This window comes from Leifsonia shinshuensis, from assembly GCF_013410375.1.
GTDB lineage: Bacteria > Actinomycetota > Actinomycetes > Actinomycetales > Microbacteriaceae > Leifsonia > Leifsonia shinshuensis.
The window spans coordinates 857,394-877,507 of sequence record NZ_JACCFL010000001.1 but is presented as its reverse complement, the minus strand read 5'-3'; the positions used below and the strand labels follow the sequence as shown (position 1 = coordinate 877,507).

At 71.7% G+C, this 20,114-nt stretch carries 12 protein-coding genes and 1 pseudogene; 1 reads left to right on the top strand and 12 read right to left on the bottom strand.

The features are described from left to right. Window positions 1-37 precede the first annotated feature (37 nt). From HNR13_RS04275 to pip, 9 genes are all read right to left on the bottom strand, one after another. Complete coding sequence (locus HNR13_RS04275; RefSeq protein WP_179604607.1) at window positions 38-1,570, bottom strand: sugar transferase; 1,533 nt, start codon at window positions 1,568-1,570, stop codon at window positions 38-40. A gap of 340 nt (window positions 1,571-1,910) precedes the next feature. Further along, window positions 1,911-3,113 (bottom strand): L-2-hydroxyglutarate oxidase, encoded by a 1,203-nt coding sequence (gene lhgO / locus HNR13_RS04270; protein WP_343063457.1) that lies wholly within the window; start codon window positions 3,111-3,113, stop codon window positions 1,911-1,913. Between the two features lie 125 nt (window positions 3,114-3,238). Beyond that, entirely contained in the window at window positions 3,239-4,342 is a 1,104-nt protein-coding gene (locus tag HNR13_RS04265; protein ID WP_179604605.1) for a DegT/DnrJ/EryC1/StrS family aminotransferase, read from the bottom strand. After that, the gene (locus HNR13_RS04260) at window positions 4,339-4,968 is read right to left on the bottom strand and encodes a NeuD/PglB/VioB family sugar acetyltransferase (RefSeq protein WP_179604604.1); all 630 of its coding nucleotides are present in this window, start codon (window positions 4,966-4,968) and stop codon (window positions 4,339-4,341) included. Before HNR13_RS04260 ends, HNR13_RS04265 begins: the two co-directional genes overlap by 4 nt. Continuing rightward, complete coding sequence (locus HNR13_RS04255) at window positions 4,965-6,116, bottom strand: DegT/DnrJ/EryC1/StrS family aminotransferase (protein WP_179604603.1); 1,152 nt, start codon at window positions 6,114-6,116, stop codon at window positions 4,965-4,967. The genes HNR13_RS04260 and HNR13_RS04255 overlap by 4 nt, the downstream gene beginning before the upstream one ends. After that, complete coding sequence (locus HNR13_RS04250) at window positions 6,113-7,111, bottom strand: NAD-dependent epimerase/dehydratase family protein (protein ID WP_179604602.1); 999 nt, start codon at window positions 7,109-7,111, stop codon at window positions 6,113-6,115. Before HNR13_RS04250 ends, HNR13_RS04255 begins: the two co-directional genes overlap by 4 nt. Continuing rightward, window positions 7,108-8,178, bottom strand: a complete 1,071-nt coding sequence (locus HNR13_RS04245) for a Gfo/Idh/MocA family protein (protein ID WP_179604601.1) — start codon at window positions 8,176-8,178, stop codon at window positions 7,108-7,110. The genes HNR13_RS04250 and HNR13_RS04245 overlap by 4 nt, the downstream gene beginning before the upstream one ends. Window positions 8,179-8,250: 72 nt before the next feature. Further along, window positions 8,251-12,774 carry a DUF4082 domain-containing protein gene (locus HNR13_RS04240; RefSeq protein ID WP_179604600.1) on the bottom strand — a complete coding sequence of 1,508 codons (4,524 nt, stop codon included), beginning with the start codon at window positions 12,772-12,774 and terminating at the stop codon, window positions 8,251-8,253. Between the two features lie 109 nt (window positions 12,775-12,883). Beyond that, window positions 12,884-13,984, bottom strand: a complete 1,101-nt coding sequence (gene pip / locus HNR13_RS04235; protein ID WP_179604599.1) for a prolyl aminopeptidase — start codon at window positions 13,982-13,984, stop codon at window positions 12,884-12,886. Between the two features lie 175 nt (window positions 13,985-14,159). Here pip and HNR13_RS04230 point away from each other — a divergent pair, with 175 nt between their 5' ends. After that, window positions 14,160-15,140: a malate dehydrogenase gene (locus HNR13_RS04230; RefSeq protein ID WP_179604598.1), complete on the top strand. Its 981-nt coding sequence runs from the start codon at window positions 14,160-14,162 to the stop codon at window positions 15,138-15,140. A gap of 203 nt (window positions 15,141-15,343) precedes the next feature. Here HNR13_RS04230 and HNR13_RS04225 read toward each other — a convergent pair whose 3' ends face one another. The 3 genes and pseudogenes from HNR13_RS04225 to HNR13_RS04215 form a co-directional block, all read right to left on the bottom strand. Continuing rightward, on the bottom strand, window positions 15,344-17,467 hold the full coding sequence (locus HNR13_RS04225; protein WP_179604597.1) for an acyl-CoA dehydrogenase family protein: 2,124 nt from the start codon (window positions 17,465-17,467) through the stop codon (window positions 15,344-15,346). 183 nt (window positions 17,468-17,650) lie between these two features. Then, window positions 17,651-18,103, bottom strand: coding sequence for a DapH/DapD/GlmU-related protein (locus HNR13_RS04220; RefSeq protein ID WP_179604596.1), 453 nt, complete (start codon window positions 18,101-18,103; stop codon window positions 17,651-17,653). Window positions 18,104-18,261: 158 nt separating this feature from the next. Beyond that, a pseudogene (locus tag HNR13_RS04215) lies at window positions 18,262-20,054 on the bottom strand (glycoside hydrolase family 3 protein). Between the last annotated feature and the right edge of the window lie 60 nt (window positions 20,055-20,114).

The window sequence follows — 20,114 nt, the reverse complement described above, 5'->3', positions numbered from 1 at the left end:
CCAGGTCGTCGCTCGTTCTCGGTCGGGTGGTGGCGCCTCAGTAGGCGCCGGTGGGATGCAGGAGCACGCGAGCCGTGCGCCAGAGGATCACCAGGTCGCCGGTGAGCGACCAGTTCTCCACGTAGTACAGGTCGAGCCGGACGCTCTCCTCCCAGGAGAGGTCGGAGCGGCCGTTGACCTGCCACATCCCCGTGAGACCCGGCTTGATGTACAAGCGGCGGTGGACGTGGCTCTCGTAGCCGTCGACCTCGCGTCGCAGCGGCGGACGCGGACCGACGAGACTCATGTCGCCGACGAGCACGTTCCACAGCTGCGGGAACTCGTCGATGGAGTACTTGCGGATGATGTGGCCGATGCGGGTGACGCGCGGGTCGTCCTTGAGCTTGAACAGCAGGCCGTTGCCCTCGTTCTTGTCGTTCAGCTCGGCCAGCCGCGCCTCCGCGTCGACGACCATCGAGCGGAACTTCAGCATCTTGAAGGTCGAGCCGTTGCGGCCCACCCGGTCCTGCCGGAACAGCGCGGGCCCCGGCGAGTCCAGGCGGACCAGCAGGCCGACGATCAGCATCGGGACGGCCAGGACGATCAGGGCCGCTCCCGCGAGCACGATGTCGAGCATCCGCTTGAGGATGTGCTTGCCGCCCTCGAACTGCGGGATCTCGACGTGGATCAGCGGCAGGCCCTCGACCGGCCGGAAGTGGATGCGCGGCCCGGCCACGTCGGTCAGCCGCGACGCCAGCACGAGGTCGGTCGCGGTGCCCTCCAGGGCCCAGCCCAGGTCGCGGATGTACCGGCTGCCGCCGCGCGGCTGCCCGGCGACGATCACGGTGTCGACGCCGAGGCGGCGCGCGGCGTCCGTGACGTCGGACAGGCCGCCGACGACCGGGAGCCGCTCGGTGCCGATGTCGATCAGGTCGCGGCCGGCGTTCTCGGTCGCGACGCCGACCACGTGGTAGGCCGCTCCCGACTTCGCCTGGATCTGCGCGGCGACGTAGCCGACGTCGTCGCGGTCGCCGACCACGAGGGCGCGGGAGAGGTAGTGGTCGTAGCGCTGCTGGCCGATGAGCCAGCGCCGCCACATCCACCGGCTGCCGAGCAGCGCGAGCGCGCCGGCGGGGAGCGCGAGGATGAAGTAGCCGCGGGCGACGTTCACGTCGCCGACGAGGAAGACGATGGCGAGCAGGCCGAAGGTCAGCGCGCTGGCGGACGCCACGCGGCGGTACTCGGTGAGGCCGGTGCCGCAGACCCGCGCGTCCCTGGTGTGCCCGGCGGAGAGGGCGATCGACCAGCTGAGCGCGATCAGGAGCGAGATCAGCGCGTAGGGCACCGGGAAGCCGGCGACGCTCGCGGCGACGTCGTGGGGGCCGAAGCGCACGACGAAGGCGGTGCCGATCGCGGCGAGGATGATGACCGTGTCGGTGATCCGCAGCCGCACCAGGTAGGAGTGCGCCCACGGGCGGCCGTCGCCCGGGCGGAGGCTCTCGACGCCTCCGGAGACGGCGAAGCGCCGCCAGGAGCGCGGGGTGCGGCCGCCGACGGCTCCGGCGACGGAGCGGGGGCGCACGACCGTCATGACCGGCCCCCTCTCGGTGCGGCGCCGTGGCGGGCGCGGTGGACAGAACCGGCGGCGGCTGGGGGAAAGCCGTGGTCTCGAACGACTTTGCCGCCGCCGGTCCCGTTCAAGGGGACGGCCGTGCTGACGCTGACCGGGCGGACCTTCCCGGCGCGTTGACTCGGAGTTATCGGGTGCATCACGACTCGTCCCTGCTCATCGGGTTTCACAGGTGTATTCGGGTGCAGGACTGCGGGTCGTCAGAAAGTGACTGTTCCTCAGCTCTACAAAAATGAGAATACATCGTCTTTTGAACGGGACCCTATCCCCCGTCCGGGGGGGGTGCAGGGGGGCTGGCGCCTCAGGCCGGGACGCCGGTCTCCGCGACCAGGTACGCCGCGATCTCCAGAGCGCTCGTCGCCGCCGGGGAGGGCGCGTTGAGCACGTGGAGCTGGTGGCGGGAGCGCTGGATGACGAAGTCGTCCGCGAGCGTCCCGTCCCTCCGCACGGCCTGCGCGCGCACGCCGGCCCCGGCGCGCACGATGTCCCTGCGCTCGATCCGCGGCACCAGTCGCGCCAGGCTCGCGGCGAAGGCCGAGCGGCTGAGCGAGCGGGTCACCTCGCGCACTCCGGTCTCCAGGTTGTGCGACGCCATCCGGAGGAACCCGGGATAGGTGAGCGCGTCGGCCGCGTCGCGGAGGTCGATGTCCCGCCAGCGGTAGCCCTCGCGCTTGAGGGCCAGCACGGCGTTCGGGCCGGCGTGCACGGAGCCGTCGATCATCCGGGTCAGGTGGACGCCGAGGAACGGCAGCTGCGGGTCGGGGACCGGGTAGATCAGCCCGCGGACGAGGTCGCGGCGCTCCGGGACGAGCTCGTAGTACTCGCCGCGGAACGGGACGATGCGCACCTCCGGCTCGACGCCGGCGAGGAGGGCGATGCGGTCGGCCTGCAGCCCGGCGCAGTTGACCAGCAGCGCTCCGCGCGCCTCGCCGCCCTCGTGCTCGACGACGACGCCGTCGGCGGTGTCGTGGATCGCGGTCACCCGCGCCCCGGTGTGCAGCTCGGCGCCGTGCCTGCTCGCGATCTCGGCGAGAGCCCGGCAGACCGCCGGGTAGTCGATGATGCCCGTCGTCTCCACCCGGAGCGCCTCCACGGCATACACCTCCGGCTCGTACTCGGAGGCCTCGTCGGCGTCGATGAGGCGGCACGGGACACCGTTGGCCTCGGCCCGCCTGTGCAGCTCGTGCAGGCCGTCGAGCTCACTGTCGTCGGTCGCGACGATCAGCTTGCCCGGCACGGCGTAGGGGATGTCGTGGTCGCGTGCGAAGGCGATCATGGAGGCGTTCCCCGCCGCGCACATCCGCGCCTTGAGCGAGCCCGGCCGGTAGTACGGCCCCGCGTGGACGACCCCGCTGTTGTGGCCGGTCTGATGGGCGGCCCAGTGGTCCTCCTTCTCCAGGAGGGTGACCTTGGTGCCGCGCTGCGCCGCGTGCGCGGCGACGGCCAGGCCGAGGATGCCTCCTCCGACCACGACGACGCTCGGACCCATCGACTCCTCCAGCACGGTTCGGTGACGCGGCGCTCTGCCCTGGGATCAGGGAAACTGAATAGTTCTCATAATCTCCCGTCCGCGCGACGGAATCACAGTCCCCCATCGGGAAAAGGGCCGGAATCACCCCCGCACTGGGGTCAAAGCAGGGCCGCGGCGAGCTCCTCCGCGACGAACTCCTGCTGGTCCGCCGTGATGTGCGGGTAGATCGGGAGCGAGAGGATCCGGTCGGCCGCCGCCTCCGCGACCGGGAACGACCCGCGGCCGAGCCCGGCGCCCTGATAGGCGGCGGTGAGGTGGAGCGGGGTCGGGTAGTGGATGGCCGCGCCGATGCCGGCCTCGTTGAGCCGGGCGAGCACGCGGTCGCGGTCGTCCACGCGCACGACGTACAGGTGCCATACGTCGAGGTTGCCCGGCGCGCTGGAGGGCAGCCGGACGCCCGCCACTCCCTCCAGCAGGGCGCCGTAGCGCGCGGCGGCGACCCGCCTGCGGCGGTTCCAGTCGGCGAGGTGCCGCAGCTTCACGCGCAGCACGGCCGCCTGCAGCGAGTCCATCCGCGAGTTGAAGCCGACCAGCTCGTGCACGTACTTCCGCTCGCTGCCGTGCGAGGCGATGAGCCGGACGGTTCGGGCGATCTCGGGATCGTCGGTGGTCACCGCACCGGCGTCTCCCGCCGCGCCCAGGTTCTTGCCCGGGTAGAACGACGTGGAGGAGACCAGGCCCAGGCTCCCCGCCCGGCCGTCCCAGCTCTCCGCGCCCTGCGACTGCGCGCCGTCCTCCACGATCGGGACGTCGCTCGAGCCGAGCGCCCGGCGGAGCGCGCCGACCGGCGCGACCTGGCCGAACAGGTGGACGGGGACCACCGCCTGCGTGCGCGAGGTGACCGCCGCGGCGGCCGCGGCCGGATCGAGCAGCAGGTGCTCGTCGTCCACGTCCGCGAACACCGGGACGGCCCCGATGCGCGAGACCGCCTCCGCGGTCGCGATGAACGTGTTGGCCGGGAGGACGACCTCGCCGCCCGCTGTCACGCCGGCCGCGCGCAGCGCGAGCTCCAGGGCGTCGGTGCCGTTGCCGACGCCGACGCAGTGGCCCGCGCCCGTGGCCTCGGCGTACTCGGTCTCGAAGGCGCCGACGTCGCTTCCTCCGATGTAGGAGGCCGTCTCGAACACGTGGTCGACCGCGACGCGGATGTCGTCGGCGGTCTCGGTGTTCTGCGCCACCAGATCGACGAGTGGGACTCTCACAGCCGTACCCCCAGTTCTCGTGCGGGCACGCCGGCCCAGGTCTGTCCTGCCGGGACGTCGGTGAGCACGACGGCCCCCATCCCGATGGTCGCGCCCGCCCCGACGGAGACCCGCTGGCGGATGGACGAGTTCATGCCGAGGTAGGCGGCCTCGCCCACGCGGACCACGCCGCCGACGGCGACGCCGGCCGCGAGGGTCGCGTAGTCGTCCACGATGTCGTCGTGGGTGAGCGTGCAGTTCGGCATCACCACGACGTGCCGCCCGACGATGACGTCGGCGGTCAGCACGGTGCCCGCCAGGATGATCGTGCCGGCGCCGACCAGGCTGTTCTCGGAGAGCCGGGCGCCGTCGTCCACCAACGTGGCGTAGCGCTCCGGGCCGACGCCGAGCGCCGCCAGCCGCTGCACGATGGCCCGGCGGCCCGCGCCGCCGCCGACGCAGACGGCGAGCGCGCCGGGAAGCTGCGCGGCCAGCTCGAGGCCGCCGAGGATCTCGACGCCGCCGATGCTGTGCCCGTGCAGACCGGGGTCGTCGTCCAGCACGCCGATCACGCGCATGCCGGGCTGACGCATGGCCATCACCTCGCGGGCGAGACCGCTGGCGCCGATCAGGACCAGGTCCCTCATGCCGCACCCCGCAGTTCCGCGGCGTCGCGCAGGGCGTCCACGACGCGCAGCTGCTCGTCGTCGGTCAGCTCGTGGAAGAGCGGCAGGATCAGCGTGCGGTCGGTCAGCCGCTCGGTCACCGGCAGGGGCACTGAGCCCGTGTCGACGTCGCGGTAGGCCGGCTGCCGGTGGGCCGCCATGATGCCGCGCCGGGCGGAGACGCCCGCCTCGGCGAGCACCTCCATCGTGCGCTCCCGCGTGGCCGGGAACGACGGCTCGACCTCCACCCAGTAGGACTGGAAGTTGCCGGTCCCCCACTCCGGGTCGGCGACCGGGCGCAGCCCGGGGATGTCGGCGAGGAGCTCGGCGTAGCGGGCCGCCAGCTCCCTGCGCCGCCGCACGATCTCCGGGAGGCGACCGAGCTGGACGATGCCAACGGCGGCCTGCAGGTCGGTCATCCGGTAGTTGAAGCCGATCTCGGTGTACTCCTCCTGCGGCGCGAGGATGCTCGCCTGGCGGTCGGCCGCCGAGACGCTCATGGAGTGCTCGCGGAGCCGGCGGGCGCGGTCGGCCCACGCCGCGTTGCGCGTGGTCAGCATCCCGCCCTCGCCGGTGGTCAGCAGCTTGCGCGGGTGGAACGACCACGCCGTCACGTCCGCCCCGGCCCCGACCGGGCGGCCGCGGTAGGTCGAGCCGGCGCCGCAGGCGGCGTCCTCGATCACGACGATGCCGCGCGGGTCGCACACCGCGCGGATCGCGTCGAGGTCGGCGGGCACGCCGCCCTGGTCGACGACGATCACGGCGCGGGTGCGCTCGGTGAGCGCCGCGGCGACCGACCCAGGGGTGAGGTCGCCCGTCGCGGCGTCCACGTCGGCGAACACGGGTCGCGCTCCGACATAGGTCGGGGCGTTCGCCGTGGCGATGAAAGAGAAGGACGGGACGACCACGTCGTCGCCCCGTCCCACACCGGCGACGACCAGCGCGAGGTGCAGCGCCGTCGTGCAGTTGGAGGTGGCGACCGCGTACGGCGCGTCCATCGCGGCGGCGAACTCCTGCTCGAAGCGCGCCACGCGCGGGCCCTGCGCCACCCAGCCGGAGGCGATCACCTCCGTGACGGCGGCGATCTCCTCCTCGCCGAGCCACGGCTTCATCACGTTGATCCGGTTCATGACGTCACCAGCTCCGCGCGGCCCGCGGCGATCTCCTCGCGGAGCGGGCGCCACCACTCGACCAGCTCGCGGAGCCCGTCGGCGAGCGGCACCTCCGCGGTGAAGCCGAGGTCGCGCTGCGCCGCGGTGGTGTCGGCCAGCCGCCGGGTGACGCCGTTGACCGCGCGCTCCGGGCCGTGCTCGACCTCCAGGTCGGAGTCCATCGCCTGCAGCAGCGCCTGCGCCAGCTCCAGGAGGCTGGTCTCGGTCCCGCTCGCGATGTTGTAGAAGCCCTCCTGCACGTCGGCGGTCGCCGCCAGCAGGTTGGCCCGGGCGATGTCGCGCGTGAAGACGAAGTCCATCGTCTGCTGGCCGTCGCCGAAGATCAGCGGCGGCTTGCCGTCGGCGATCCGCTCCATCCAGCGCACCAGCACCTCGGTGTAGAGGCCGTGCACGTCCATCCGCGGTCCGTAGACGTTGAAGTAGCGGAGGATGACGTAGTCGAGGCCGTTCATCGCGCGGAAGCTGCGCAGCATCCCCTCGTTGAACGACTTGGCCGCGCCGTAGAACGTGTCGTTGTTGTGGTGGTGGTGGCGCTCGGGGGTCGGGAACTCCTCGGCCAGTCCGTAGACGGAGGCGGAGGACGCCGTGATGAGCTTGTCGACGCCGTGCTCGACCGCCGCCTCGTAGACGTTGAAGCTGCCGTCGACCAGCACCTCCAGCGCGAGCCTCGGCTCCTCCGCGCACTGCGTGATGCGGATGGCGGCCTCGTGGTAGACGAGGTCCTTCCCGCGCGTGACGTCGTGGACGAGGTCGCGGTCGCGCAGGTCGCCCTGCACGAGCGTCACCCGGCCGGACGCCAGCGCGTCGTCCAGGTTGGCCAGCCGGCCGCGCACGAGGTTGTCGAGCACGTCGACGTGGGCCACGCCGGCGTCCAGGAGCTGGTCGACGATCTGCGAGCCGATGGTGCCGGCGCCTCCCGTGACGAGGACGTCGGCGCCGTCCAGGGCGGTCACCGCGCACCCGCCAGCTGCTCGGCGCCCGCGGGATCCTCGACGCCGACCACGGCGCCGTCCTTCGCGAGGCTGCGCGTGGCCGCCTCCAGGACGGACAGCACCCGGAGGCCGGCGGCGCCGTCGGTGCGCGGCGCCCGCCTGTCCCGGATGCTCTCGGCGAACTCGGCGGCCATCTGGCCGAGGGCCTCGCGCTCGGGAAGCGCGGGCGACCAGGTGTCGCCGAGCCGGTACGAGACCGTGGCCGCCGTGCGCTCGACGCCGTCGACGGCCTGGAGGCCGAGGTCGACGCCGCGGTCGTAGACGCTGATCCGCTGCTGCGGGTTCAGGTCGTCCCAGACCAGGGTGCGCTTCGTGCCGCCGATCACCATCTGCCGGATCTTGGTCGGGCTGAGCCAGTTGACGTGCACGTGCGCCATCGCGCCGCCCTGCAGCGGCAGCACCAGGTAGCCGACGCACGACTTGCCCGCGCCGAGCGGGTCGGCGCCGTGGGCCGCCAGGGTCTGCGGGCGCAGGCCGCCGGGGAGGATGAAGTCGATGATCGACAGGTCGTGCGGCGCCAGGTCCCAGAACACGTCGACGTCGGGCTGGATGAGGCCGAGGTTGATCCGGGTGGAGTCGATGAAGAGGATGTCGCCGAGCGCGCCCTCCTCGATCAGCTCGCGGATCTTCAGCACGGCCGGGGTGTAGCAGTAGGTGTGGTCGGCCATCAGCACGAGGCCGTTCGCCGCGGCGGTGTCGACCATCGCGCGTCCCCGCTCGCCGGCGTCGGCCAGCGGCTTCTCCACCATGACGTGCTTGCCCGCGGCGAGCGCCTTGAGGGCGAGGGCGTGGTGGGTCCTGGCGGGTGTGGCGATGGCGACGGCGTCGATGTCGTCCCTGGCGAGCAGGTCGTCGACATCGGTGACGACGTCGACGTTGCCGACGCGGGCGGCGAGACCTTCCGCCCGTTCCCGGTCCAGGTCGCAGATGGCGACGAGCCGCCAGTCCGGGCCGGCCGAGAAGTTCCTGGCCAGGTTCGGGCCCCAGTAGCCGGCGCCGATCACCGCGATTCGGAGTTGTGTTTCCATGAGTGCCCCCAGCACCTTTCTTGTGTCGACGGGATCGCCTTCGGGTGACGATCCCGGGGTTGTGCGGAACCGCTACTGACTCGCGACGAAGTTGACGTCGGCCCAGTAGTTGTTCGAGACCGTGTTGCTCGGGAAGACTGTCGAGTAGGTGTAGACGCCGCCGTTCGCGACCGTGGACAGCGGTCCGTTGACGACGGGGTTGGCCAGCGTTCCCGAGTCGACCGCGTAGGCCAGGTTGGTGGTGTAGTACGACGCCCGGTACTCCGTGCCCGCCGTGATGGTCACGGGGGTGGTGAAGAAGACGTCCTGCCAGCCGCTCGCCGTCTCGCCGGTGGAGACCGCGGTGGCCAGCTGCGTGCCGGTCGCCGACCACAGGTAGACGGTGTGGGTGCCGGTGTCGCCCGCTCCCTTGTAGAACCGGATGCCGGTGATCGTCCCGGCGGCCGTGGAGGTGAACCGCACGCCGAGCTGCACCGCCGCGGTGTCGGGCCAGGCCGTGTGGGCCGGGGTGGCCGTGCTCGGGAAGATCGAGACGCCCGCGGCCGGGTTGGTCCCGCCGGTGCCGCCCGTGCCTCCGGTGCCGCCCGTGCCTCCGGTTCCGCCCGTGCCGCCCGTCGTGGTCCCGCTGCCCGCGTTGGGCGAGTACACGATGTCCACGAAGTAGTTGGTCGAGCCGTACGAGTAGGTCGGGAAGCCGCCGGAGGCCCCGTAGAGGTAGAGGCCGTTCGCTCCGGAGGGCGCGGTGAGCGGCCCGTTGACCTTCGGCTGGGCGAAGTAGTTGCCGGTGAAGGCGTAGTTGCCCTGCGGCGCGAAGTACGAGACGACGTAGGTGGTCCCGGCCGTGACCGCGAGCGGGGTGGCCAGCTGCGCGGTCTGCCAGCCCACCGAGGTCTCGTTGGCGAAGGTCACCGTGGCGAGCTTGGTCCCGGTCGAGGACCAGATCGAGCCGACGTGGGTCCCGATGTTGCCCGTGCCCTTGAAGAACCGGATGGCCGAGACGGTCCCGTCCTGCGACGGGACGAACTTCATGCCGAGCTCGACAGCGGACGAGTCATTGGTGGCGTCGGAGGTCGCGGGCGACTCGCTGCCGAGCAGCGTGTAGTTCGTCACCGCCGCGGCCTTCACCGTGAACGACCAGGTCTGGGTCCCGAGGGTCGACCCCTGCGTGGACTTGATGCCGGACAGCGTCGCGGTCACCACGGCGCCCGACGGCAGCGCGGCGGACGGGGTGAAGGTGACGGTCGTCCCGTCGCTCGACAGCGCGACCGTCCCGGCGATCGCCGTGGAGCCCACGGCCGCCGTCAGCGAGTACCCGCTCGCGAGCGGGGTCGACAGGGTCGCCGAGATCGTCGCGGACGGGTCGACCTCGACCGCGCCGTTGGCCGGGGACTCCGACACGACGGACACCGGGGCCGGCGCCTTGTTGAAGACCACGTCGACCATGTAGCTGGTGGTCGAGGTCGACGACGGGAAGCCGCTGCCGTAGGTGTACATGCCCGTGCCGGTGCCGGCGACGAGCGGCGGGTTGCTGATCCCGGAGCCGGAGAACGCGCCGGGCGTCACCGAGTAGTTGCCGGTCGGCGTGCGGTACGAGACCACGTAGTCGGTGTTGGCGGCGATGTTCACCGGCGTGCTGAACGTCAGCGTCTGCCAGCCCGCGGTGGACTCCCCGCTGAAGGTGCCGGTCGCCAGCTGCTGGCCCGCCATGTTCCAGAGGGTGCCGGTGTGGGTGCCGGTGTTGCCGGAGCTCTTGTAGAAGCGCACGCCGGTGACCGCGCCCGCGGCCGAGCTGGCGAACTTCACGCCGAGCGTGACGGGCGAGTCGCTGACCTGGAGGACGGACGGGACGGCCGAGTCGGAGTACAGGCTGCACGGGCAGACGCCGGGCGCCGGATCCGGTTTCGCGGTGAGGAAGCTCCACGACCCGCCGCCGGAGAGCGCGGTGCCGTAGGTGTCCTTGGCGGTCACGGCGACCGTGTAGTTCACGAAGCCGTTCAGCGGAGCGGACGGGGTGAAGGTCGCGGTCCTCGTCGAGGCGGCGTAGCTGACGCTGCCGGCCACGGTGTTGCCGAGCGCGTCCTTCACGGTGAAGGCGATGCTGGTGGGATCGACCGCCTTGGACATGACCGTCCCGATGGTCGTCGAGAGCGGCACGCTGGAGGAGCCGGGCAGCGGCCACTGTCCCGTCGCCACGAGCGGCGAGTTGTCCACGGTCGAGAACACGGCGTCCACGAAGTAGTTGGAGCTGTTGTAGCTGCTCTGCGGGAACGAGCCGACGCTCGTGCTGTAGACGCCGGGGGACGGCGAGCCGAAGCCGCCGGCGACGGCGAACACGTTGTCGGTCGGGCCGCGGTACGAGAACGTGTTCGGGATCGCCGTGTAGTGGCCGGCCGGGTCGGAGTAGGAGACCGTGTACTTGGTCCCCGTCGTCACCGACACCGGCGAGACGAAGTTCGCCGACTGCCAGCCGGAGGCCGTCTCATTGCTGAAGGTCACCGTCGCGAGCCGGTTGCCCGAGGCGTCCCACAGCGAGCCGGTGTGCGTGCCGGTGTTCGCCGAGCTCTTGTAGAAGCGGACGCCGGTGATGAAGCCGTTCTGCTGCGCCGTGAACTGCAGGCCGAGCTCGACGGCGGACGCGTCGCCCGCGTCGGCCACCGCCGGGGTCGCCGCGCCGAAGATGGTCGCCGGCCCGGTCACCGTGATCGGCTGGGTGACGGGCGTCGAGGTGTTGACGCTGTCGTCGGTCGCGCGGACCATGATCGACTGCGCTCCGAGGCCCTTCTGCGGGTAGGTGTACGACCAGGAGGTCGTGCCCGTCGCCGGGTGCCAGCTGGCGCCGCCGTCGGTGGACACCTCCACGCCCGCGACGACACCGCCGACGTCCGCGGCCGTGCCGCTCACCGTGACGGACGCGCCGTTCGCGACGCTCGCGCCGGCGGCGGGCGACGTGACCGCGACGGTCGGGGGCGTGTGGTCGGTGCTGGCCGTCGCCGCGACCAGCCCGGACTGGAGCGACCCGGGCTGCGCGTTCATGTCGGCCAGCAGGTTCACCTGGGCCTGCTGCATCCGCGGGTCGGCTGCGGCGCCCGCGCCGTCGTGGGTGGCGTCGAGGCCCCACGACCACTGCACGGAGCCCGCCGAGAAGACGAGCGCTCCGCTCGAGGCGCGGTACAGCGTCACGTGGTGCGTGGTCGTGCCGGGCACCACCGTGTTGCCGAAGTCCTGCAGGTACTGGGGGACGGCGCCGACCGTCGTGGAGAGGTCCACCAGGCCGGCCGGCCTGAACCCGTTGTCGACGTCCTCGTCGGACTCGTAGCCGATGGTGTGCGCCGCGAGCGCCGTCGTGGTCCCCGCGGACATCGAGGTCAGGCTGGTGTTGCGCCACAGTCGCGTCTTGCCCTGGGCGGCCGTGACCGTGATCGGCAGGTCGGAGAAGTTGGACAGGTACTCGGTGCCCGTGATGCCGTTCTCCGGCAGCCCGGCGCCGTTGGCCTGAGAGGCGAAGCGCGGGTCGCGCCAGGTGCCCGTCCACTCCGGCTTCGGGTCGATCTTGGCGTTCGCCCAGGTCTCCTTGTAGGTCACCAGCGTCCGGTAGTTCGTCGCGGTGCCCGCCACGGACGGCTCGTACCGGGTGTGCCAGTACATCTCGTTGCCGGAGAGGAACTGCGCGTTCACGCCGGCGTTGATCGCGGCCTGGACGTTTGCACGCTGGTTCGCCGACCAGTACTCGTCGTGGCCGACCGAGAGGAAGACCTTGTGGTTGAGCAGCTCCGAGCCGTAGCGGTCGGTGTCGACACCGGAGAAGTACGACATGTTGTAGCCGTTCTTCTCCAGGAAGCGCACCTCGGGGTACTCGGCGCTGAAGTAGAAGTCGCGGCCGGAGTTGTCGCCGCGGGTCGTGATCGGGCGGTTGTAGCTGACCTTGTAGGCCCGGCCGTTCGCGGCGCCCTGGTAGAAGTCCGAGCCGCCGTAGGTGTTGTAGGCCTGCCAGGTCGGGTCCGAGGTCTGGTACAGGACGTCCGAGTGGCTGGCGTCGTTGCGCACGACGAAGGTGATCTGGCTCTGGTCGCCGTTGTCGTTGCGGGTGAGCAGTGCGATGTAGACGCCGGAGACCGCGGACGGCGGGACGGTCCACGACGCCGACTGCGCCCAGTTGCCGCAGTCGGTGAGCTCGACCGTCGGGTCCCAATAGCAGGCGGGCTGCGTCTGCGGGAGGGTGGCGGAGGGCGTGACGTCGGCGATCTTGCGGGCGCCGAGGCCCTGGTAGTAGCCGGTGCGGAAGATCTGGATCGTGTACGCCTTGGCGGTCGTGTTGATCTTGAAGCCGATGGTGCCGCCGATATTGACGCTGATGTCGGTGGAGAAGCCCTGGATGTCGGAGTCGCCCGCGCCGCTGATGTCCCACACGGACGGATCGGTGCCGGTGAGCGCGTTCTCGCAGACGATCGGGTTCGGCGCGGCGTTGCAGCCCTGGTCCGCTCGCGCGGGCTGGCTGGTCACGAGGCTGACCCACGCGAACAGCACCACGACGAGCGCGCACGCGGTCGCGAACATCGCGTTGCGCCGGCGGGTCGGGTGCCCGGCGCGAACTCCCACAGATTGAGCTTTGCTCATATCTGAGAGATTGTCACAAATTTGGCGTCATCGCTCACCCCCCAATAGGGGGCGAACGGCCGGGCGACCCGGGCGCGGGGGCCCGGTCGGGTCAGTCCTCGGGGCGCTCCCCGGGCTCGTCGGGGGCCTCGGCGGCGTCCTCGTCGGAGTGCTCGGCGGGGTCCTCGCCGGACTCCTCGCCGGACTCGTCGCCGGACTCGTCGCCGGGCTCCTCGCGCTCCTCGTCGGGCTCCTCACCTCCGGCGAAGCGATCCGTCGCCGCGATCAGCGCGTCCAGGATGCCGGGCTCGTCGTACGCGTGGCCCGCGTCCGGCACGATCGTCAGGTCCGCCTCCGGCCACGCCCTGTGCAGGTCCCACGCCGTCATCGCGGGCGTGCAGACGTCGTAGCGGCCCTGCACGATGACGCCGGGGATGCCCTCCAGCTTGTACGCGTCGCGGATCAGCTGGTCCTCCTCGAACCAGCCGCCGTGGACGAAGTAGTGGTTCTCGATGCGCGCGAACGCGACCGCGTACTTCTCCTCCGTGAACGCCTCGACGACCTCCGGCCGGGGCAGCAGCGTGATCGTGGAGGACTCCCAGCGCGACCAGGCCACCGCGGCCGGTCCGTGCACGGCCGGGTCCTCGTCGGCGAGCAGGCGGCTGTACGCCCGGATCAGGTGGCCGCGCTCCGCCACCGGGACGGGCTCGACGAACCCCTCCCACAGGTCGGGGAACAGCGCGGCGGCGCCGCCCTCGTAGAACCAGTCGAGCTCGGCAGGGCGCAGCGTGAAGATGCCGCGCAGGATCAGCTCGGTCACCCGCTCGGGGTGCGTCTCGGCGTACGCGAGCGCCAGGGCACTGCCCCACGAGCCGCCGAAGACCTGCCAGCGCTCGATGTCGAGCTCCTCACGCAGCTTCTCCATGTCGGCCACGAGCTTCCAGGTGGTGTTCGCCGCCAGGTCGGCGTCCGGGTCGCTCGCGTGCGGGAGGCTGCGCCCGCAGTTGCGCTGGTCGAACAGCACGATCCGGTAGCGCTCCGGGTCGAACAGCCTGCGGTGCGACGGCGTCGTGCCGCCGCCCGGGCCGCCGTGCAGGAAGACGACCGGCTTGCCGTCGGGGTTGCCGCTGGTCTCCCAGTACACCTGCTGGCCATCGCCGACGTCCAGCATCCCGCTGTCGTACGGCTCGATCTCCGGATACAGAGTGCGCATGGTGCGACTGTAGCGGCCCACCGCCCCTCGCCCCTCACGCCGCGCGCACCCCCACCCCGCAACGTGCCTACGGAGGACATCCCCCCTCCCCCCGCCCCGATCTCCTCCGTTAACGGCGATCCGGGCCCGCTCGCGACCGGATGTCCTCCGTTGCCGACAGCGCTAGGCTCGCGGCATGAGCACCCCCGTGACCGTCGCCGTCACCGGCGCCGGTGGACAGATCGGCTACGCCCTCCTCTTCCGCATCGCCTCCGGGCAGCTGCTCGGGCCCGACGTGCCGGTGCGGCTGCGGCTGCTGGAGATCCCCGCCGGGCTCGGCGCGGCCGAGGGCACGGCACTGGAGCTGCAGGACGGCGCCTTCCCGCTGCTGCACGGCGTCGACGTCACCGACGACCCGCGCGCGGCCTTCGACGGCGCGAGCGTCGCCCTGCTCGTCGGCGCGCGCCCGCGCACCGCCGGGATGGAGCGCGCCGACCTGCTGGAGGCGAACGGCGGCATCTTCGGCCCGCAGGGCGCCGCGCTCAACGACGTGGCCGCCGACGACCTCCGCGTGCTCGTCGTGGGCAACCCGGCCAACACGAACGCGCTCATCGCGAGCGCGCACGCCCCGGACATTCCCGCCGAACGGTTCACCGCGATGACCCGGCTCGACCACAACCGCGCGGTCGCCCAGCTCGCGGCGAAGCTCGGCGTGCCCGTCCACGCCATCGAGGGCGTCATCGTGTGGGGCAACCACTCGGCCAGCCAGTATCCCGACCTCAGCCACGCGACCGTGAACGGCCGCCCCGCCACCGAGCTGGTCGACGAGGACTGGCTCGCGGACGAGTACATCCCGCGGGTGGCGAAGCGCGGCGCCGAGATCATCGCGGTCCGCGGCTCGTCGTCCGCGGCCTCCGCGGCGAGCGCCGCCATCGACCACGTGCGCGACTGGGTGGACGGCACCGGCGACCGCTGGACCTCCGCCGCGGTGGTGTCGGACGGCTCCTACGGCGTGCCGGAAGGCCTGATCTCCTCGTTCCCGGTCCGGTCCGTGGACGGCCGCTGGGAGATCGTCCAAGGCCTCACGATCGACGCGTTCTCCCGCGAGCGGATCGACGCGTCGGTCGCCGAGCTCGTGGCCGAGCGCGATGCGGTGCGTGCCCTGGGGTTGCTCTAGCCCCTCGCGCCCGCCCCCGCCCCTGGCCGACATTCGTGCCGAATGTCGCGTTACACCGCCCGAAACCGCACATTCGTCACGAATGTCCCGTCGCGGCGCCGCTCCCACATTCGTCACGAATGTCGCGTTACCACGTCCGAATCTCCACTTTCGTGCCGAATGTCGCGTCGCGGCGCCGCCGCGACGTTCGGCACGAATGTGCGTCAGCGGTGCTTGCTCGGCGCCTTTTCCGGCGTGGGGAGCGTGCCGTCGGCTCGGCGCGCCGCGTAGTACGCCCGGGCCTCCGCCTGGCGCTCGGCCTCCGCACCGCTCGCGATCTTGGCGCGCACCAGCTCCGGGCCGTAGCCGAACGCGTCGACCAGGTCGACCGCGTGCGGGCGGATGCGGGTGAGCAGTCGGTCGATGTACGCCGAGACGGCCTGCGCGCGCTGCGGCGAGAGGCGGCCGTGGATGAGGTACCAGGCCAGGTGCTTCTCGATCAGCCCGAAGCCGAACAGGTCGCGCAGCCAGGTCAGCACCTGCTTGGTGCCGGCGTCCGGCGCCTGCTCCAGCGCCTCGGTGAAGGCCTCCCACTGCAGCAGCTCGGCGTGGGCGCGGGCGGCCTCGATGAGCTCGTTCTGCTGCGAGTTGAACAGGTCGGCCGCGGCCTTCTTGCCGAGCTTGGAGGCCGGGCGCAGCCGTCCGCCGATCTCGGCGATCATCGTCGCCACACGGTCGGTGAGCAGCTCGCGCTGGGTCGCGGACTCCTGCAGCCAGTTGACCGAGCGCGCCGTCGAGCCGAAGTCGCGCACGGTCTGGGCCACGCTGCGGAGGCCGGAGCCGTGGTACGCCTTGCCGGCCGCCTGCACGACGACGTACCGGGCGAGCGCGCCCGCGTCGGCCTTCGCGAACTTGCGGCTGTAGTCGGTCAGCAGCCGCTTGGCGACGAGCTGAAGGAGGACGTTGTTGTCGCCCTCGAAGGTCACCCAGATGTCGAGGTCCTGGCGCAGCGAGGTGATCCGGTTCTCGGTGAGGAAGCCCGCCCCGCCGCAGGCCTCGCGGGCCTCCTGGAGGGTCTCCAGCGCGTGCCAGGTGCTCAGCGGCTTGAGCGCGGCCGCGATGGTCTCCAGGTCCTGCCGGTCGGCGTCGGTGTCGGTCTTGCCGCTGAACACGTCGTCGAACTTGTGCAGGAACATTTCGTGCGCGAAGCTCGCCGCGTACGTCGTGGCCAGCAGCGGCAGCAGCCGGCGCTGGTGGCGCTGGTAGTCGAGCACGACCTCCTCGTCGGTGTCGCTGCCCGCGGTGAACTGACGGCGCTGGTCGCCGTAGGTGAGCGCGATCTTCAGGCCGAGCTTGGCCGCGATCGTCGCCGAGCCGTCGAGCGAGACCCGGCCCTGGACGAGCGTGCCGAGCATCGTGAAGAAGCGGCGGCCCGGGCTCGCGATCGGCGAGGAGTACGTGCCGTCCTCCGCGACGTCGCCGTAGCGGTTGAGGAGGTCGGTGCGCGGGATCCGGACGCCGGTGAAGTGCAGCCGCCCGTTGTCGATGCCGTTCAGGCCGCCCTTCTGGCCGTCGTCCTCGCCGCCGATCCCCGGCAGGAAGTCGCCGTTCGCGTCGCGGATCGGCACGTAGAAGGCGTGGACGCCGTGGTTGACGCCCTTCGTCACGAGCTGCGCGAACACGACGGCCGCCGTGGCGTCGACCGCCGCGTTGCCGAGGTAGTCCTTCCACGCGCCGCGGAACGGGGTGTCCAGGACGAACTCCCGGCTCTCCGGGTCGTACGTGGCGGTGGTCGCGATCGCGGCGACGTCCGAGCCGTGCCCGGTCTCCGTCATCGCGAAGGCGCCGGGCACGTCGAGCGACATGATCCCCGGCAGGTAGGTGGTGTGGTGGTACTCGGTGCCGAGGTGCAGGACGGCGGCGCCGAACAGCCCCCACTGCACGCCCGACTTGATCTGGAGCGACGGGTCGGCCGCGACGAGCTCCTCGAACGCGGCGATGTTCCCGCCGTGGTCCTCCAGGCCGCCGACCGCCTTCGGGAAGGCGCGGTGCACCTGGCCGTGGTCGACCAGCAGCTTCAGCTGCTCGAAGACGCGCTTGCGGTGGTCGGCGACGGAGAGGCCCTCCACCTTCTGCAGCTCGGGTCGCGAGGAGAGCTCCCGCGAGGCCAGCCGGACCTCCGCCCAGGTGCCCAGCAGCTGGCGGCCCAGCGCCTCCACGTCGACGTGCGGCGCGGCGCCGGCCGGAGCGGTGGCGGCTGCGGCGGCCGCCGCTTCGTGCTCTGCGGCGTCCACGACGGGGGTGGACGTGCGGGACTGCTCTGCTGCGCGCTCGGCGGTATCAACCATGAGTTTCCTCTTCGTCTCTCGGGGTCACCGTCACGCTACGACGGGCCGGTCGGGGGACGGAAACCGTCGGTGCGGAGGCGACAAAAACGGCCCGCGGGGTCCGCGGGCCGTTTGTGGGAAGCTCCAAATCGATGCCGCAACCCTCATCGGGTGTGGACAAGGCGGGCGGTGTGCCGGTACGGCTCAGGCCGCCCGGCGGGTCGCCCGCTGCTCGTGCAGCGGGGCGGCGAGGGACATCCGCGCGGCGGTCGCGCCGCGCAGCTCGATCACCGCTCCGGCCGGGACCTGCTCGTCGCGGTCCACCCGGGAGCCGTTGCCGATCATCGCGTTCTCGCCCACCTTGACGTTGCTGCCGATGCGGACGCCGCTGCCGATGACGCAGCCCTTGCCGATGTGGACGTTGGCGCCGACGAACGTCCGGTCGCCGACGGTCGCGCCGGAGTCGATCCAGCTGCCCGCGCCGATGTAGGCGTCGAGCCCGACGCGGGCGTCGGCCTCCACGTAGGCGCTCGGCTCGACCCGGGCCGAGTCGGCCACGCGCGCCGACGGGGACACCAGTCCCTTGCCGTTCGCGTGCCGCCTGTACTTGATGATTGCGCCGGTCTCGTCCTCGAGCTCTTCGATCCTCCGTGCCATTTCATCCCCTCCTTCGAGATCGTCGCGAAACTATGCCAACTGACATAACCGTGGACGGAGGGAAAAGATTCCCTGATCGCCCCACGGAACGGGCACTGTACGCCTGCGATCCGGGGGCGACCAGGGGCAACGCTCGGAAGATGCTGAGCGCGCGCGGCCTAGTAGCTCAGGCCATGGCCGAAGCGGTAGAGCGGGTCGGCCGTGTCGAAGGGCACGTCCGGGCGGTTCGCGATCACGGCGGCCATCGACGAGGGCAGGTCCATCGGGAGCCGGCCCTGCGGCGCCGCCTCGCCGAACAGGACGTCCAGCAGGGCGGCGGAGCTCGCGCCGAAGTCGGCCGCGATCGCGCACACCTCGCCCGCGAACGGCGTCAGGATCGCCGGCCGGTCGAGGAACACCTCCAGCACGGTCGGCACGGCGCGGGCGATCGCGAGGACCTCGTCTATCGTCTCCTGCGGGAAGTCGAGCGAGCCGGCGTGGAAGAAGTTCTCGAACACGGTCGAGCGCTGCTCGTACGGGGCGTGCAGGCGCACGAGCGCGACGTCCGCCTCCTCCGGGGTGGCGACGACGGTCGCGTAGGCGGCGACGGCCTCCGGGTCGAAGCCGTGCACGAACACCTTCGCGCCGCGCGCGAGCGGGAGGACCGCCTCGTTCTTCAGCAGGGTGACCGACGCGCGCTGCGCCGCCTCCCCCGCCGCGACGAACGCGGCGTTGCCGACCACGGCAGCCGCGCGGGCCGGGTCGACCGTCGGCGCGTCGAACAGGCCGAGCCGGAACTTCTCGCGCAGCAGGCGACGCGCGGACACGTCGAGGCGCTCCTCCGGCAGCTCGCCGCTGCGGACCAGGTCGATCAGGAGGTCCGGGATGGCCTCCCCGCCGAACTGGTCGGCTCCGGCGTCCAAGACCTTCAGCATCCGCTCGCGCGTGCTCAGGTGCTCGACGCCCCAGGCGCGGGCGGGGAACGGCTGGCCGGCGATCTCGGCGTCCGACAGCAGTCCCCAGTCGGTGCAGACGATGCCGTCGAAGCCGTAGCGCTCGCGCAGCAGGCCGGTGACGACGGACTTGTTGAAGCCGAAGCCGACCTCCTCGTACTCGGTGCCGACCGGCATCCCGTAGTACGGCATGATCTGGCTCGTCCCGGCTTCGAACGCGGCCTCGAACGGCTTGAGGTGCGTCTCGAACTCGCCGCCCGGGTAGATCTGCTCGCGGCCGTACGGGAAGTGCGGGTCCTCGCCGTCCTTCTGCGGGCCGCCGCCCGGGAAGTGCTTGGTCATCGTCGCGACGGAGTCGGGCCGAGCTCGGCGCCCTGGAAGCCGCGGATGTAGGCGGCGCCGAGCCGCGAGGTGAGGTCGGGGTCCTCGCCGAAGGTGGCGACCTGGCGCGCCCAGCGCGGCTCGGTGGCGAGGTCGATCTGCGGGTGCAGGGCGACGCGGATGCCGACCGCGGTGTACTCCTGGCGGGCGATGTCGGCGAACTTTTCGACCAGCTCCTCGTCGCCGATCGCCGCGAGGCCGAGGGTCTCCGGCCACTGCGAGAACGGGCCGGCCATGATCGCGGCCCCCGGGTTGTCGCTGAACGAGTGCCGCGGGTCGGTGGAGAGCGTGACCGGGATGCCGAGCCGGGTGCCGGCGGCGACCTCCTGGATGCGGTTGTGCCACTCGGCCATCTCGGCGGCCGAGCTGGCGGCGCCGAAGACGTTGAAGTGCGACATGTGCCGGTCGCGGATCATCTCGGCGCTGTCGGCGATGCCGAACTGCGGGATCGGCCCGGCGACCGTGCCGCCCTCACCGATGGTGATCATGGTCTGGAAGAAGAGCCCGGCCTTCTCCTCGAGGGTCATCTGACCGAGCAGGTTCTCCACGCGTTCGTCGAGCGGAAGGCTCGCGTCGCGGAAGGCGGGGTCGACGGGGAGGGTGTCGTCGGCGATCGGGTCGGTGGTCGTGTCGGTCATTCGCACTCCTTCGGGCGTCACGGGTTGACGGTTCCGATCATAAACCGACTACCGCTTGGT